Here is a 15,093-nt window from a genome sequence, read left to right on the forward strand (position 1 = left end):
CCCGGGACTTTTTTGTCCCGGGTTTTTTGCTGTTCTGTTGTTATTTAAATTGTAATACGGTATTAATCAGGGTTTCCACACCTGCTTTCATCCCTGTTTCATCGATATCAAACATTGGATGATGGTGGGGATAGTCTGCATCGATGCTGCTGTTCTGCACCCCTGTATAGACGTATGCCCCCGGGATATTCTGAAGGAAATAGGAAAAGTCCTCACCTCCCATTACCGGCGGATTTTCTTCACATCGGCTGACGTATTCTGCTTCCTGCATCACATCAACTAAGTGATTCAATTGGGTATTGTCATTCAGGAGTGCGGGGTATCCCTCAGTATAAGCAAGGTCGCATTTAACATCATAGCTTGATTCTATTCCTCTGGCGATACCTTCCATTCGTTTTTTCACTTTTTCTTTGACTTCTCTCTCAAAAGTTCTTACTGTCCCCTCGATTTCAACGGTACCCGGGATGATATTAAATGCGGAGCCGCTGTTGAATTTTCCGACAGTGACGACTGCAGACTTGAGCGGATCTACAGTTCTGGAGACTATGGACTGCAGCTGCTGTATCAATGAAGCGGCTGCAACGACCGGATCATTGGCTTCATGCGGCTCAGCCCCGTGTCCGCCCTGCCCCTGGAGAGTAATGGCAAATGAATCCACGCTGGCATAAGCATAATCATAAGTATAAGATAATGTTCCAACTGGATAGTTGCTGGAGACATGCGTGCCAAATATATAATCGATATTTTCGAGCGCCCCGTTTTCTATCATTGCTCTGGCTCCGCCGGGCAGTGATTCTTCTGCGTGCTGGTGGATAAATACCACATTAACAGGCAGTTCATCTTTATAGGCAGAGAGTATCCGGGCGGCGGTAATCAACATGGCGGTATGTGCATCGTGACCGCAGGCATGCATCACGCCTTCCTTTTTCGACTTGTAGGGAACATCTTTTTCATCCTGGATTGGCAGGGCATCAAAATCTGCACGCAGAGCGACTGTTTTGTAACTGTCATTTATCTGAAGCCTGGCGATGATGCCGTTTCCGCCAACATCCTTTCTTATGTCGAGTCCCAAATCTTTAATCTGTTCATATATATACTGCTTCGTATTTTCCTCATGGAATGAAACTTCCGGATGCATGTGCATATGGCGTCTGAGTCCGACCATTTCCTCATATCGCTTTTCAATCTCAGTGGCTGTATCTATCATAGTCCTGTCTCCTTATCAAAAAACTTAAAAACTGATTTAAGCATGACTGACACCGCGTTGATAAGCCCTTGCTCATCGATGTCGAAGTTTGCATGGTGGTGCGGGTAGTCTGCTTTGAAATTAGCATTCCGCGTTCCGGTGTAGTAGAAAGTGCCCGGCACGCGCTGCAGATAGTATGAGAAGTCCTCGCCGCCCAGGCCGGCTTCCAGTTCTTCCACCTTTTTCACTGAAGAAATTTCCTGAGCCGATTCCAGTATGAGATCTGTTTTATCCGTATCATTGATCACTGGCGGGTAACCTTTCATATAATCCAGATCATAGGAAATGCCAGTCGTGGTAACTAATCCTTCAAGACATTTTTTGAGTTCACTGATCATGACATTCTGCGCATCTGAGTTGAATGTCCGTATGGTGCCGCCGACTTCAACCATATCCGGAATGACATTGTGCTGAGTGCCGCCGTTGAACATGGTGATGGAGAGTACAACGGGTTCCATCGGTTTTGATTTGCGTGTGACAGCATATTGCATTTGCGTGCAGAATGAAATGGCTGCCGCGAGCGGATCGATGGTATTATGAGGGTTGGATGCGTGACCGCCAAGCCCGTTGATTTTTACTGTGAAATCGTCCGGAATACCGGTTGCTGTACCATATTTATATCCGATGGTGCCTACATCGAGATAGCTGGATACATGCTGGCCGAAAATCGCATCCACCCCGTCCAGACATCCATCCGCAATCATTTGTATGGCACCGCCCGGGTCGACTTCCTCCGCATGCTGGAATATGAAGACGACATTACCTGTCAATGTCTCTTTTTGCTGCGCTAGAATACGTGCAACGGTCAGCACCACCGAAGTATGCGCATCATGGCCGCATGCATGCATCACACCCGGGACGGTCGAGCGATAAGGTATATCTTTCTGATCCTGTATCGGCAATGCATCAAAATCGGCTCTGAGTGCGACTGTCGGAAGGGACGCGTCAATCATCAGCCGGCCGATGACACCGCGTCCGCCGACACCTTCCTCTACATCTATCCCCAGTTCCCTGAGATATTGAGCGATGTAGGCGGGTGTCTGCACTTCCCGGAAGGAAAGTTCCGGATACATATGGAAATAACGCCTGAGTCTGACCATTTCGTTATAGCTGTCTTGAGTCAGTTGTTCAATGATGGCTGTTTCCATTCAATCACCTGCTCGATTTCAAGTATTTTCATAAACATGGATAAGCCGTTCAACATCGCCTCTTCATCCAGATCGAACTTGGGGTGGTGGTGGACAAAATCGCTTAATTTATCGTGATTGCCCGAGCCGGTAAAGAAGAATGAGCCCGGACGTTCATTAATGTAGTAGGAGAAGTCCTCGCCAATCATCAGAGGTTTGGCTTCTTCGTATTCCACGCCAAGGTCAGCCGCCGCCTGCCTGATTACACCGGCTTCAGCTTCATGGTTGATGACAGCCGGGTAACCGAACTGATAGTAGATTTCAGCAGAAGCGCCGCGTTTTTCAGCAGTGAGATTCGCTTCTTTCTCAAAGATATCCCTGATATTTTCTTTGACGTCCTGTTTGAATGTACGGACAGTACCCGTTAATTTCGCCGTGTCCGGGATGACATTGAATGCATTGCCGGCCTCTACCATACCGATTGTCACCACTGCGTTATCCATGGGGGCGACTTGTCTGGATACTATGGTCTGCAGGTTTGTAATCAATTCCGCGGCGATGACAATCGGGTCTGCAGCATCTTCCGGCCGGGCGGCATGCCCGCCTTTACCTTTAATTTTGATTTCAAAGTAGTCCGGACTCGCAATGATTGGTCCCGGTTTCGTTTTGATCAGACCGGTTCTGTACTGGCTCCAGTAGTGCTGTCCATATATTTTATCGATATCTTTCAGCACGCCGTCTGCAATCATTGCCCTGGCACCGCCCGGCTGGACTTCTTCAGCAAACTGGAAGAGGAATGAAATGCTTCCCTTCAGCTTGTCTTTATTGGCATTGACGGTCTCGAGGAGTGCGAGCAGTGTGCTGGTATGTCCGTCGTGGCCGCAGGCATGCATGACACCGTCAACAGTTGATTTATAGGGCACATCTTTTTGATCCTGGATTGCCAGCCCGTCAAAGTCGGCACGGATTGCGATATGGGGGTGGGGCGCCCTGCCGATTGTGGCCAGCAGACCGCCGCCGCCAACCCCCTCTCTGACAGTGACCTCAGGGTAATGGCTGAGGCGTTCCAGTATGTATTGATAAGTCTTTTTTTCATGGAAAGATACTTCGGGATGCATATGAAGATATCGCCGCGTATCAATCATTTCAGGCAGAATGGCTTCTGCGATTTTCTGTATTTCCATGCCATCATCCTCCATTAATCATATTACTTAATTTTATCAAATTTTCGGATTTTTAGAAACTTTGAAGATGTCCCGTTTTCAATATTATGTTGGAGCGGACTTGTGATATGATAAAGGAAAGAGGAGGAGATTTTGAATGTCTAAAATTTTGAATGAATATCTTGCATCCAATCTGGAGGATCTTAAAGACAACGGGTTATACAATGAAATTGATGTAGTGGAGGGGTCAAATGGTCCTGAGATTACAATTGAAGGTAAAAAACTCATCAACCTTTCCTCTAACAACTACCTCGGACTGGCAACGCATGAGAAGCTGAAAGAGGTAGCCAAGGGGGCGATCGATACGCACGGCGTTGGTGCGGGCGCTGTCCGTACGATCAATGGGACACTCGACATTCATGTTGAACTGGAGGATAAGCTGGCAGAATTCAAGGGGACTGAAGCAGCGATCGCTTTCCAGTCCGGTTTCAACTGTAATATGGCTGCGATTCCGGCAGTGATGAACAAGGAAGATGCGATCCTCTCTGACGAATTGAACCATGCTTCAATCATTGACGGATGCCGGCTTTCCCGAGCGAAGATCATCCGCGTAAATCACTCCGATATGGATGACTTGAGGCAGAAGGCGAAGGAAGCTGTCGAATCCGGGGAGTATAATAAGGTCATGTATATTACAGATGGCGTCTTCTCCATGGATGGCGATGTAGCTCTGCTGCCGGAAATTGTTGAAATCGCCAAAGAATTCGATCTCATCACTTATGTCGATGATGCTCACGGCTCCGGCGTAATGGGCAAAGGGGCAGGCACGGTGAAGCACTTCGGTCTGCAGAATGATGTCGATATTCAGATGGGCACATTATCCAAGGCTATCGGTGTAGTCGGCGGTTATGTGGCCGGTTCACAAGACCTGATCGATTACTTGAAAGTGGCTTCACGGCCATTCCTGTTTTCCACTTCACTGGCTCCGGCAGATACCCGGGCAATTACTGAAGCGGTTCAGATACTGATGGACTCTGCGGAACTCCACGACAGGCTTTGGGACAACGGCAATTATCTCAAAAAAGGCCTTAAAGATCTGGGCTTTGACATTGGCAGTTCAGAAACACCGATTACACCATGTATCATCGGTGATGAAAAAACAACCCAGGAGTTTTCAAAACGTCTGAAGGAGGAAGGCGTATATGCCAAATCCATCGTCTTTCCGACAGTGCCCAAAGGCGCAGGGCGTGTGAGAAATATGCCGACAGCAGCACATACGCAGGAGATGCTGGATGAGGCGCTCGCAATATATGAAAAAGTGGGCAAATCGCTCAATGTCATTTCATAATTTAAGGAGAAGTTTATGGAACGCATTATTATAACAGGCGCTCTTGGTCAGATTGGCACAGAATTGACTTTAAAGCTGAGAGATATTTACGGTGAGGAGAACGTCCTGCCGACAGATATTAAAAAACCCGAGAGCAGCGCACTCAAAGGAAAAACGTTTGAAATACTGGATATCAGGGATGCGGATCGGCTGTCCGAACTCGTGACTGCATTTAAACCCGATACCATCATGCACATGGCAGCGCTGTTAAGTGCAACATGTGAAAAGGACCCAAAGCTCGCCTGGGATATTAATATGGGCGGGCTCATCAACGCACTGGAAGTTGCGAGAAATCACAACTTGAAATTCTTTACTCCAAGTTCAATTGGTGCGTTCGGGCCCTCCACACCCAAGGAAAATACACCTCAAGTGACGATTCAACGTCCGACTTCCATGTATGGGGTGAATAAAGTATCCGGTGAGCTTCTGTGCGATTACTATTTCAGTAAATTCGGGGTGGATACACGCGGTGTGCGTTTCCCGGGACTCATTTCCCATGTCAAAGAACCGGGCGGCGGTACCACGGACTATGCGGTTGAAATATTCTTTGAAGCAGTTAAAAACGGCAGATATACATCCTACATTGACAAAAATACTAATATGGACATGATGTATATGGATGATGCCGTTGACGCAATCATTCAATTGATGGAGGCAGATGCAGACCGCCTCGAGAATCGTAATGCGTTTAATGTGACCGCGATGAGCATCAATCCTGAAATGGTTGCCAACGAAATCAGGAAACATATCCCCGGTTTCAAACTGGAGTATGATGTAGATCCCATAAGGCAGGGAATTGCTGAAAGCTGGCCAAACGTAATTGACTCAACAGAAGCCGTAAAGCAATGGGATTTTAATCCGCAGTACAACCTGGCAAAAATGACAGAGATAATGCTGCAAGCGATAAGAAATAAACAGTAAGAAGGCTTCGGTCTTCTTACTTTTTCTATAGGAGGCAAAATGAAGCGCATAATTTTATTCGACAAAGATGGTACATTGCTGAACTATCAAAAAATCTGGACGCCGTATGCCAAAAAGGCAATCAATGCATTTGCAGAGGCATTTAACAGGCATGAAGCTGAAGCGGAGATTGCTTATGAGCTAGGGTTGATTGACGGGGAAATCGTCCCGAATTCCATTTTGGCAAGCGGTACGGGAACGATGATCCAGCAGCGCTTTGAGGATTATGAGGAAGGAGGCGCCCAATGGATGAAGGAGTATTATGAAAAAAACCTGGGTGATCTATGGCATAATATGGAACTGATTGAAGGTTCCAAAGCAGTGCTTGAACAGCTCGTTGAAGATGGTTACAAGAGTGTTCTGGTGACCAGCGACAGCCGGCAGAGTGCGATGGCATTTATCCGTAAATTCAATCTCGACTTGCTGCTTCACGATGTCATCACCGGTGATGACAGTCCTTACCCCAAACCCGACGTGCGTATGCTGGAACCTTTTAAGAAACGGCACGGTTATCAATTGGAGGATCTGGTGATGGTAGGGGATAATCAGTCAGATACAATGCTTGGGTACGAAGAAGGGCTTTTCACAGTCGGTGTGCTTAGCGGGACTTCCCGTGAGAAGGATCTTGAGGGAGCTGACATCATCATAGACAGCGTCGCTGATTTGTATGAAGAGGCCTCGCTTATCATTGAAGGCAAGTGATAGAATGCATGAAAAATTTATGCGGGCAGCAATCGCAGAAGCACACAATGCAGAGGCAATCGGTGAAGTGCCGATCGGCGCTGTGGTCGTTCATAACCAGAAAATCATCGCATCAGGGCATAACAGCAGAGAAACTTCACAAAATCCCCTGACGCATGCAGAAATCATCGCCATCAGCGAAGCCAGTGAAAAAATTGGGTCATGGCGTCTGGAAAACTGCTCGCTCTATGTAACATTGGAGCCCTGTGTCATGTGTTGCGGGGCAATAGTGATGAGCCGAATTCCACAAGTTATATATGGCGCACACGATCCAAAAGGCGGCACTGCAGGCAGTCTCATGAATCTGCTTGAAGAAACTGGATTCAACCACAGGGCAGAAATTGTCAGCGGTGTCCTTGAAGAAGAGTGCGGCCGCATGCTTACCGATTTCTTCAAAAATCTGCGGCAAACACGCGGAAAAGCAAGATACTAATTAAATTTTCTGATAAAATAAGGACAAAATAGTAAAAGGGAGTTTTAGAGCGCTTATGGTCAAATTGATCGCATTGGATATGGATGGTACCGTGCTGACTCCAAATCATGAAATCAGCAAACGTACAAAAAACGCAATAGATCGGGCAATGGAACACGGTATTCAGGTAGTGATAGCCACAGGACGTGCTTTTTATGAAGCGCACAGCATCATTAAAAAAGCAGGTTTGAAACTGCCGTACATCTGCCTGAATGGGGCGGAAGTCCGTAATGAAGATACTGAGATCCTATCCACTTCAGCATTAAATCATGAACTGATCGAAGAAGTGACCGAAGTATTTAAATCTGAAGGACTTTTCTATCAGATATATACAGAACGCGCCGTATATACAACAAATGTTGAACGGGATATAGAAATATTTATGAACCTTTCAGGCCAGACAGAACATGCCCCCAGTGAAGATACAGTCCGTAAATTTATGCAGAACCGGATAGAGAAAGGAACGCTTATTGAGACAGATGATTATAAGGATATATTTGAAAGGGAAGAGGAGAATGTCCTTAAATTTCTGGCGTCATCTTCAAGCAATGCAAAGCTGGTCAGAGCTAAAAATGAGCTGAATGATATCGGCAATCTGGCAGTATCATCATCTTCGTCAGGGAATATCGAACTGACGCATGAAAATGCTCAGAAAGGCGTTGCTCTGGAGACGATCGCTAAAACACTGGATATTGATATGAAAGATGTGATGGCAGTCGGAGATAATCTGAATGATATCTCCATGCTGAAGCGTGTCGGGTATTCCGTAGCCATGGGTAACGCAGCATCAGAAGTCAAAGCGATTACCGACAAAGTTACAGAAACCAGCACAGAAGATGGTGTGGCAATCGCAATCGAAGAAACTCTGGCAGAAATGGATAAAAAAGCGGCGTCAAATTGAATGTTGAATCTGTGGAAATCAAAAAGATGAAGGGCCGTTAAGCAGCGGGCCTTCATCTTTTATGGTTATAGGAGAGTCCGTATCTCCAGTCAGGGTTTCCTGGACATCGCCCTTTCTTCGAAGTCCAGCAACCAGTGTCAATTATCGTCAGTCAGCCAACCAGACCGGGTAAAATCACATCTCCTGCGGTTCTGTCTCTGGAGACTTCCTCTCTCTTTTTGTATCCGGATGATTGTCTGACGCATTATCTGCCGCATCCATTTTTGCTCTTTTATACATTTTTTTGGACGCATCAATTAAGCGGTTGCTATAAAATATATACACAATCATAATCATCATCAAAGCACTTCCAAGATTGACCGGCCAGTATAACCCGAAATCGTACAGGTATCCAAAAATAATTGCACCGAGCGGCGTGATACTCCCTGCAAATAGCGAAACGGTCGAAAATACTCTGCCTTTGATATGCTGTGGCGTCACGAACTGCAGAAACACATTGAGCGGTACGTTGATGAACTGTAATGTGAGGGTGAAGCCAATGCCGGCCAGACCGATGAATATGATATTAGAAATTGTGTTCAGCCCCAGATACAAAGGCAGCAGATAGAGCAAGCAGAGGGCAGCATAGACCAAAAAGCCTCGTTTCATCAACAAAAATGGATTTTCAAATTGTTTTGACTTTCCGACAATCACGCCTCCGATCAGCACACCAATTCCGGCAGCTGCATTGACGATACCGACCGCTTCAGGTTCAAATCCCAATTCGACAATCATCATCTTTTCGGGAAAGATTGATATAATCCCCGTCATAAAATTGGCAAGGGCAGCGATAATCAGCAATGATTTGAAAACATCACTTTTAAATATGAACCTGAATCCTTCATTGATATTCTGTCTGAATTTAACACCCCCTTTTTCCACTTCTCCCTGCGCTTTATATAAATATCTTTGATAGCAGAGGTCGAATTTCAACAAAAAGTCAAGTATGGTGGAAATGAAAAAACCAATAAAAAATATCAGGATGATGTGATTGAATGATAGTAAACCAAACAGCACGCCGCCCAATATCGGACCCAGAATGATTGAGACCGACAGCAGTGCTGAAGTGTACCCCATCACTTTTTGCACTCTGTCCTTATGGAACAGTTCGGTAATTGCTGCCTGAAATGCGTTTGATACGAACGGTTCGATGAGCGAATTCAAAAATGTGACCATATAGATGGCAATCAGATTGATGTCATAAAATACCGTATAGATGAATAACCCCAAAATCACCAGTGTATTTAAAGACTCACCGCTGATAATAATACGCCGCTTGTTTTTCATATCACTGAGCAGACCTGAAAATGGCAGTAATGCAACAGTCACCAATACGGAAATCGCCATGTTGATTGAGAAATAAAAAGCACTTCCTGTCTCATAGAGGATGTAGTAACTGACAGCAAATAAATAAACATTACTTCCGACGCTCAGAATGAAACGGCTTAAAGCATAAACGGCGAAGTTTAACCGTTCCTGAAGAGGAATCTTCTTATCCAGAATCATAATTCCCCCCCCTTTTTGTTTAATTTAATTAAACTTATTGTAATAAACAGTCTATTGAATGTCAATAAAAAGTTTAATATAATTAAACAAATAATCAATTGGAGCTGAAAATAATGACGCTTGGTGAAAGGATAAAGAATTTAAGAAAGTCGCAGAAATTAACACTCGCAACGCTTGCCGGTGATGAAATCACAAAAGGAATGCTGAGCCTGATAGAGAATGATAAATCAAAGCCGTCCATGGAGACTTTGCAGTATCTGGCAAAACGTCTCGACGTCTCGATCGGCTATCTGACACAGGAGGGAGATGAAGAATGGACGAAGGAAGTGCTTAATCACCAGGAATTTGACGTGTCTTTCACTTTTCCTTATGAATATATAGAACAGGAAATTCTACCCTATGCAGATAAAATTGCTCAGAACAACGATGGCATGTATCTATATGGGGCGATCAGGGTATACTATCGTCTACAGGAAGAGCATGAGAAAGCTGACGAATTTTCAGAGAAAATCGATACTTTTTATAAAAGTATGGGGTTTGAACATCTGGCGTTAAGAAACAGGCTGGATGATGCCATTTCCCTAATGTTCAGCAGGGACTACGGAGATGCGTATAATAGAATCATTGCATTTGAAGATCGGATTGAAAAATTGAAAGTCTATGATCCATTAATCGAGCTGGATTATTTATTTTACAAAGGACTGTTTGCATTCAGTGCAGATGAAAAGAAACAGATTGACATATTAAACCAAGCCGTTGAGCTGTCGTTTGAACTGGAACAGTTCAAATATTTCAATAACATTAATCTGATATTAGGTATGTACCACCTATTCAAAGGTGAACTAGAGGATTATGAGGTGTACCAGGATAATCTTAGAAAATATTTTGCTTTCAATACTGAGAAGAAGTATCTGATAGATGTTATGGATCTGGAGAATCCCATTCCCGGATTTTATATATTGGTTGAGGATCCTGAGAGGCATTTATCACTTTATAAATCGTACATGGAACGGGTCTACAAATTTACAGAAGAATATCCTGAGCGTTTTGCAGCAGTTAAGTATTATACTTCAATGTTCGAGCTGGAGATTCAATATTTTGAGGGGGAATATCAGGCAGTGATCGATAATTATCACGATGACATGTATATCAGACCGATTGTCCCGCATCCGATAGACCGGATCATCATGGCAGTACGATCCTGCATCTACCCCCTCAGCCTCCACTATTTAGGGAAAACAGATGAGGCAAAAGAGGCGTTCAACACAATTGAGGAAACCATCGAGGATATTAAGGATAGTATATTTACAAAAGAATTTTATATGATCAGAGATATCATCTTTGCGGAGTAATTTTAGAAGAAAGTCGTCAGCAAAGCGATGATCAATACAATCCAGAAAATGAATAAAATCAGCTTTTCTGTACTGCCGATTTCCCTGCCGCTGCTGTCTGCTTTTCTGGATTTCAACAATACGATGATAAACGGCATTGATACAATCAGAAGAATGGCAATTCTTAATATGATATCTGATAGGGTCATGACAGATCCTTTCTGAAACAAGTAATATTATATGTACGGGGTGCCAAACAAAACAGCTGATGGAAAAACCATCAGCTGGCTAGTTACTTCTGATAACTCATTCTGCTGAATGCGTCATGCTGGTGGATGCTCTCTTCATTGCGGCATTCGAGTTCGAAACCATTTACCCAGTCGAGTTCGACCAGGTCGTACGCGATCAGACGAATCAGATCTTCGATAAAGCGTGGATTTTCATATGCTCTTTCTGTAACCATCTTTTCGTCTGTGCGTTTTAATATTGGATAAAGCTGGGAGGAAGCATTGATTTCAAGTAAATCGTACAGCTGTTCTTTATGATCATCCGGCAGTTTTTTATCCGGATTCACATCTATCAATACTTTTATATACCCGCGCTGGTTATGGGCGCTGTACTCGCTGATCTCTTTTGAGCATGGGCAGAGTGTTGTGACCATGGCAGTCATGCCGAGCTGTTTTCTGGTAACCCGATCACCGCTGAGCCCAAGGGAATACTTTACATCGGCATGTGCCATGCCGCTTAATTGGGTATCCGGGCTCGTTTTTGTGAAGTACCATCTGCCGTCTGCCGTGATCTCTGCATTTTCCTGATTCATGCGTTCCCTCAATGTATCCAGCACGTTTCCGAGCGTTGTGAAATCGAGCGGAACGCCGCCTTTATTCTCAGTTTCCAGGGATTCAAGTATGCGGCTCATATTGATGCCTTTCTCATCTCTTCTCAGACTCGTTGCCACTTCGAAGCTGCCAACGGACTGGAAATCTCCAATCACGACAGGATAACTGAGATTATTGATGCCTACAGAATCGACTTCGAATAAAAAGTCATTCTTTGAACTTTGCAAGTCAGCCATCTCTGCTTTTACTCTGGGCTTTGTTCCTTCGATTGGATCGACGGAACCGAAATGTTTAAAACGTCCTTCTCTTGTCGTAAGATCCAATTCTTCCATGTTTCTACTCCTTAATCTATATCGTAACTGTAGAACTGTTCTGTTTTTAACCATGCATCTCTGGCTTCAGCAGCTTCCTGTGTGTCTGCTGAAAGTGACTCAAGAAATGGGGCCGTCTGTGACTCATGTGCAGCCATTATTTTCTGTTTGCGTGCCTCATACCCTTCTATATCGACTGTGATATCCGGTTCGCCGAGATCTTCCAGTGTATCGTTGCTGAAGGCCACAAGCTGTAATTTTGGATGTTCTGATCGGGGCCTGGATTTGAGGGCTTCTATTACGGCTTCTGCTGTGGCTTCGTGATCCGGATGAACGGAATAGCCCGGATAGAAAGTGATGATCCTGCTTGGATTTAATTCATCGATTAAGTTTCCCATGACGGCGCTCAAATGTCCAGGTGCCTCGAATTCCAGGGTTTTGTCACGATATCCCATCAGCCTCAAGTCATCCACGCCGATCAGACGAGCGCTTTCTTCCACTTCGCGTCTGCGGATGAAGCGCAGTGATTCTCTTGTGGCAAAGGGAGGGTAGCCGAGATTACGGCCCATATCACCGAATGTCAGGCATGCATATGTGACTGGCACCCCCATGTCTGTATAACGGCTCATAGTGCCGCTGACGCCGAATGCTTCATCGTCCGGATGGGGAAATACGACGAGTACATGTTTTTCCTTTTCCATAACGGTTCCTCCTTATTTAAAGAATTCCTTGCTTGAGATTTCAAGTGCACTGGCGAGTTTTCCTTCATAGTTGAAGCCGTGCATGATGAATTCGTCATTCTCATTGACCTCAAAATGAGTGAGTCCCAGCACGTAGATCCAGCCGCCGTTTTCCAGCTTCAGTCCTACGCGGAATTCCCCATCATTCCCGCCGCGAATGGCACCTTGTGTATAATTTACAGGTATATTTCTCAGGAAAGTACCTGCATTGAAGACCTGCTCATCAATATGGGATGCATACATGCCGCTTGTAATTTCTACATGCACATATACATTTTTGTCCTGATAACTGTTCAGCAGCTGCTGAACTTCATCGCGCTTGATCTTTTCCATTTATGTGAACCGCTCCTTAAAATAGTCCATAGAAAAGAGATAGACGAGCTATCTCTTTAAATACTATATTTGTTCGTCTGCGACATCAATCTTTTCAACTGTATTGAATGCACCGTGACGTACAACGCCGACATGCGCATTCATCTTCCAGCCATTCTTGATCGCTGAAGTCACAAATGACTTCGCATTTTGAATAGCTTCAAGGGGGGATTTACCATTCGCAAGGTTGGCTGTTATCGCTGCCGCAAAGGTACATCCGGCACCGTGATTGTAGGATGCGTCGATTTTGCTGCTGGTCAGCATATGGAACTCTTCCCCGTCATAATAAACATCGACTGCCTTGTCGCCTTCAATCTCAGAGCCGCCTTTGATGATGACGTTCGCCGCACCTTTCTCATGGATGACTTCTGCACATTTCTTTACGCCTTCCAGAGTTTTCGGCGTTTTATGGCCTGCCAGCTGACCAGCTTCAAACAAGTTGGGTGTCACAACGGTGGCATGTGGAAGCAGATGTTCGATCATCGCATCGACGAGCCCCGGGTTAAGGACCTCATCATCCCCTTTACATACCATGACCGGATCAATGACGAAATGTTCAGCTTTACTGTTGAGATATGCATCTTTACAGCGTTCAATCACTTCTTCAGAAGGCAGCATGCCGGTTTTGATAACGTCGGGCGAGATGGATAATGCAGTTTCAATCTGTTTGTCTATGACTTCGAGCGGAATCGGGTTCACATCATGTGACCATGTTTCAGGATCCATAGCAACGATGGTTGTAATGGCTGACATTCCGTAGGTTTCATGTTCCTGGAATGTTTTGAGATCTGCCGCAATACCAGCGCCGCCACTGATATCCGAGCCTGCAATTGTGAGCGTCTTTTTCAGTGCCATAGGAAATTTCCTCCATAATAATTAATAATAATATTCTACTATAATAACCGTTGTATTTCTAGAGACTTGCCTGATTGAATGATATAATCAAACTTTAGATAGAGGTGATTAAAGTGGAATGGCAAGATGTTTTCAGGACTGTAAAATCCGAACACGATTTCAGCATGCTGAAATCAGAATTAGAAGAAAGATACGCCAACGGGAAAGTGTTCCCGCCGCGCGAACAGATATATACCGCTTTTGAACTGACGCCGTTTAATAGTGTCAAAGCTGTGATTTTAGGTCAGGATCCCTATCACGGGGACCATCAGGCCCACGGGCTCGCTTTTTCAGTGAATGACGGCATGAAGCTTCCGCCTTCGCTGCGGAATATGTACAAGGAGCTGGAAAGTGATTTGGGTATTACGCGGCAGAGCGGCAGTTTAAAAGACTGGGCGACTGAAGGCGTGCTCCTTTTGAATACCGTGCTCACAGTGGACGCGTATGCGGCCAATTCACATAGAAAATTAGGGTGGGAAACTTTCACCGATGACATCATTCAGCATGTTTCCGACCATTTGGATAATGTTGTTTTCATATTATGGGGGAGAACAGCCCAGGAGAAAGAGAAGCTGATTGATACCGGGAGGCACTTTATCATTAAGTCCACGCATCCAAGCCCGCTCAGTGCCCATAAAGGTTTTTTCGGTTCGCAGCCATTCAGCCGGACAAATGAATTTTTAGAATCCAAAGGCACAGCACCGATCGACTGGGGTGAGTACTGATGAAGCAGCAGATTATTCAGGAGCTGAAGCAGGAACTCCATCGCATGGAAGTATCCAGCCAGCCGCACGAATTTGATAAGCACGTCTATGCAATGGAGCGCCTGCTCGGGCTGCTGAAACAGGACGATAGCAGCGGCGCATCGGTTCCAGGAAATGAGCGTCCGCCTGAAACAGCCGGGGAGATGAGCGCGCAGGATAAAACGATGCTTGAAATGATGGGCGGCAGAGTGGATAAAGCGCATCAGAGAAAAGAAACGCGTACAGATCATGGCCAGTCGACTGAAAGGGCTCGCACAGATGACGGCTTCGGCAATGGCGATTCACTGTTTGATTTTTAAG

At 45.2% G+C, this 15,093-nt stretch carries 17 protein-coding genes; 8 read left to right on the top strand and 9 right to left on the bottom strand.

Annotated elements, in window-relative coordinates; all coding sequences use genetic code 11:
- Nucleotides 1–40: 40 nt before the first annotated feature.
- From G343_RS0107795 to G343_RS0107805, 3 genes are read right to left on the bottom strand one after another with little or no spacing between them, the layout of a single operon-like run.
- Nucleotides 41–1,207 (bottom strand): M20 metallopeptidase family protein, encoded by a 1,167-nt coding sequence (locus G343_RS0107795; RefSeq protein ID WP_020007571.1) that lies wholly within the window; start codon nucleotides 1,205–1,207, stop codon nucleotides 41–43.
- A complete protein-coding gene (locus tag G343_RS0107800) occupies nucleotides 1,204–2,394 on the bottom strand; it encodes an amidohydrolase (RefSeq protein ID WP_020007572.1) in 1,191 nt (396 codons plus the stop codon). The genes G343_RS0107795 and G343_RS0107800 overlap by 4 nt, the downstream gene beginning before the upstream one ends.
- The gene (locus G343_RS0107805) at nucleotides 2,367–3,557 is read right to left on the bottom strand and encodes a M20 metallopeptidase family protein (RefSeq protein ID WP_020007573.1); all 1,191 of its coding nucleotides are present in this window, start codon (nucleotides 3,555–3,557) and stop codon (nucleotides 2,367–2,369) included. The genes G343_RS0107800 and G343_RS0107805 overlap by 28 nt, the downstream gene beginning before the upstream one ends.
- Nucleotides 3,558–3,693: 136 nt before the next feature.
- On the opposite strand from G343_RS0107805, the gene G343_RS0107810 reads away from it, so the two are divergent.
- From G343_RS0107810 to G343_RS0107830, 5 genes are read left to right on the top strand one after another with little or no spacing between them, the layout of a single operon-like run.
- Nucleotides 3,694–4,884, top strand: a complete 1,191-nt coding sequence (locus G343_RS0107810) for a glycine C-acetyltransferase (protein WP_020007574.1) — start codon at nucleotides 3,694–3,696, stop codon at nucleotides 4,882–4,884.
- Between the two features lie 15 nt (nucleotides 4,885–4,899).
- Nucleotides 4,900–5,844, top strand: coding sequence for an NAD-dependent epimerase/dehydratase family protein (locus tag G343_RS0107815; RefSeq protein ID WP_020007575.1), 945 nt, complete (start codon nucleotides 4,900–4,902; stop codon nucleotides 5,842–5,844).
- 39 nt (nucleotides 5,845–5,883) lie between these two features.
- Nucleotides 5,884–6,585, top strand: coding sequence for an HAD family hydrolase (locus G343_RS0107820; protein WP_020007576.1), 702 nt, complete (start codon nucleotides 5,884–5,886; stop codon nucleotides 6,583–6,585).
- A gap of 4 nt (nucleotides 6,586–6,589) precedes the next feature.
- Nucleotides 6,590–7,057, top strand: a complete 468-nt coding sequence (gene tadA / locus G343_RS0107825; RefSeq protein ID WP_020007577.1) for a tRNA adenosine(34) deaminase TadA — start codon at nucleotides 6,590–6,592, stop codon at nucleotides 7,055–7,057.
- A 55-nt stretch (nucleotides 7,058–7,112) separates the two neighbouring features.
- A complete protein-coding gene (locus G343_RS0107830) occupies nucleotides 7,113–7,997 on the top strand; it encodes a Cof-type HAD-IIB family hydrolase (RefSeq protein WP_020007578.1) in 885 nt (294 codons plus the stop codon).
- Nucleotides 7,998–8,171: 174 nt separating this feature from the next.
- On the opposite strand, the gene G343_RS0107835 is transcribed toward G343_RS0107830, so the two are convergent.
- A complete protein-coding gene (locus G343_RS0107835) occupies nucleotides 8,172–9,542 on the bottom strand; it encodes an MFS transporter (protein ID WP_020007579.1) in 1,371 nt (456 codons plus the stop codon).
- Nucleotides 9,543–9,655: 113 nt separating this feature from the next.
- Here G343_RS0107835 and G343_RS0107840 point away from each other — a divergent pair, with 113 nt between their 5' ends.
- Entirely contained in the window at nucleotides 9,656–10,894 is a 1,239-nt protein-coding gene (locus G343_RS0107840) for a helix-turn-helix domain-containing protein (protein WP_020007580.1), read from the top strand.
- Nucleotides 10,895–10,896: 2 nt separating this feature from the next.
- On the opposite strand, the gene G343_RS0107845 is transcribed toward G343_RS0107840, so the two are convergent.
- The 5 genes from G343_RS0107845 to thiD all read right to left on the bottom strand — a co-directional run bounded on the left by G343_RS0107845 (nucleotide 10,897) and on the right by thiD (nucleotide 13,990).
- On the bottom strand, nucleotides 10,897–11,082 hold the full coding sequence (locus tag G343_RS0107845; protein WP_020007581.1) for a hypothetical protein: 186 nt from the start codon (nucleotides 11,080–11,082) through the stop codon (nucleotides 10,897–10,899).
- A gap of 83 nt (nucleotides 11,083–11,165) precedes the next feature.
- Entirely contained in the window at nucleotides 11,166–12,044 is an 879-nt protein-coding gene (gene folE2 / locus G343_RS0107850) for a GTP cyclohydrolase FolE2 (RefSeq protein WP_020007582.1), read from the bottom strand.
- A gap of 11 nt (nucleotides 12,045–12,055) precedes the next feature.
- Entirely contained in the window at nucleotides 12,056–12,724 is a 669-nt protein-coding gene (gene bshB2, locus G343_RS0107855; protein WP_020007583.1) for a bacillithiol biosynthesis deacetylase BshB2, read from the bottom strand.
- A gap of 12 nt (nucleotides 12,725–12,736) precedes the next feature.
- Complete coding sequence (locus tag G343_RS0107860; RefSeq protein ID WP_020007584.1) at nucleotides 12,737–13,096, bottom strand: DUF1806 family protein; 360 nt, start codon at nucleotides 13,094–13,096, stop codon at nucleotides 12,737–12,739.
- 63 nt (nucleotides 13,097–13,159) lie between these two features.
- Nucleotides 13,160–13,990 (bottom strand): bifunctional hydroxymethylpyrimidine kinase/phosphomethylpyrimidine kinase, encoded by an 831-nt coding sequence (gene thiD, locus G343_RS0107865; RefSeq protein WP_020007585.1) that lies wholly within the window; start codon nucleotides 13,988–13,990, stop codon nucleotides 13,160–13,162.
- Nucleotides 13,991–14,103: 113 nt separating this feature from the next.
- Here thiD and G343_RS0107870 point away from each other — a divergent pair, with 113 nt between their 5' ends.
- Together G343_RS0107870 and G343_RS0107875 are read left to right on the top strand one after the other, a co-directional pair.
- Nucleotides 14,104–14,754 (top strand): uracil-DNA glycosylase, encoded by a 651-nt coding sequence (locus G343_RS0107870; protein WP_020007586.1) that lies wholly within the window; start codon nucleotides 14,104–14,106, stop codon nucleotides 14,752–14,754.
- The gene (locus tag G343_RS0107875) at nucleotides 14,754–15,092 is read left to right on the top strand and encodes a DUF5327 family protein (RefSeq protein ID WP_020007587.1); all 339 of its coding nucleotides are present in this window, start codon (nucleotides 14,754–14,756) and stop codon (nucleotides 15,090–15,092) included. The genes G343_RS0107870 and G343_RS0107875 overlap by 1 nt, the downstream gene beginning before the upstream one ends.
- The last annotated feature ends 1 nt before the right edge of the window (nucleotide 15,093 follow it).

The sequence above is a fragment of the Salinicoccus albus DSM 19776 genome (assembly GCF_000385175.1).
GTDB lineage: Bacteria > Bacillota > Bacilli > Staphylococcales > Salinicoccaceae > Salinicoccus > Salinicoccus albus.

Coding starts and splice junctions, on each gene's coding strand:
- G343_RS0107795 (WP_020007571.1), bottom strand. CDS start 1,207: ATGATAGATACAGCCACTGAGATTGAAAAGCGATATGAGGAAATGGTC.
- G343_RS0107800 (WP_020007572.1), bottom strand. CDS start 2,394: ATGGAAACAGCCATCATTGAACAACTGACTCAAGACAGCTATAACGAA.
- G343_RS0107805 (WP_020007573.1), bottom strand. CDS start 3,557: ATGGAAATACAGAAAATCGCAGAAGCCATTCTGCCTGAAATGATTGAT.
- G343_RS0107810 (WP_020007574.1), top strand. CDS start 3,694: ATGTCTAAAATTTTGAATGAATATCTTGCATCCAATCTGGAGGATCTT.
- G343_RS0107815 (WP_020007575.1), top strand. CDS start 4,900: ATGGAACGCATTATTATAACAGGCGCTCTTGGTCAGATTGGCACAGAA.
- G343_RS0107820 (WP_020007576.1), top strand. CDS start 5,884: ATGAAGCGCATAATTTTATTCGACAAAGATGGTACATTGCTGAACTAT.
- tadA (WP_020007577.1), top strand. CDS start 6,590: ATGCATGAAAAATTTATGCGGGCAGCAATCGCAGAAGCACACAATGCA.
- G343_RS0107830 (WP_020007578.1), top strand. CDS start 7,113: ATGGTCAAATTGATCGCATTGGATATGGATGGTACCGTGCTGACTCCA.
- G343_RS0107835 (WP_020007579.1), bottom strand. CDS start 9,542: ATGATTCTGGATAAGAAGATTCCTCTTCAGGAACGGTTAAACTTCGCC.
- G343_RS0107840 (WP_020007580.1), top strand. CDS start 9,656: ATGACGCTTGGTGAAAGGATAAAGAATTTAAGAAAGTCGCAGAAATTA.
- G343_RS0107845 (WP_020007581.1), bottom strand. CDS start 11,082: ATGACCCTATCAGATATCATATTAAGAATTGCCATTCTTCTGATTGTA.
- folE2 (WP_020007582.1), bottom strand. CDS start 12,044: ATGGAAGAATTGGATCTTACGACAAGAGAAGGACGTTTTAAACATTTC.
- bshB2 (WP_020007583.1), bottom strand. CDS start 12,724: ATGGAAAAGGAAAAACATGTACTCGTCGTATTTCCCCATCCGGACGAT.
- G343_RS0107860 (WP_020007584.1), bottom strand. CDS start 13,096: ATGGAAAAGATCAAGCGCGATGAAGTTCAGCAGCTGCTGAACAGTTAT.
- thiD (WP_020007585.1), bottom strand. CDS start 13,990: ATGGCACTGAAAAAGACGCTCACAATTGCAGGCTCGGATATCAGTGGC.
- G343_RS0107875 (WP_020007587.1), top strand. CDS start 14,754: ATGAAGCAGCAGATTATTCAGGAGCTGAAGCAGGAACTCCATCGCATG.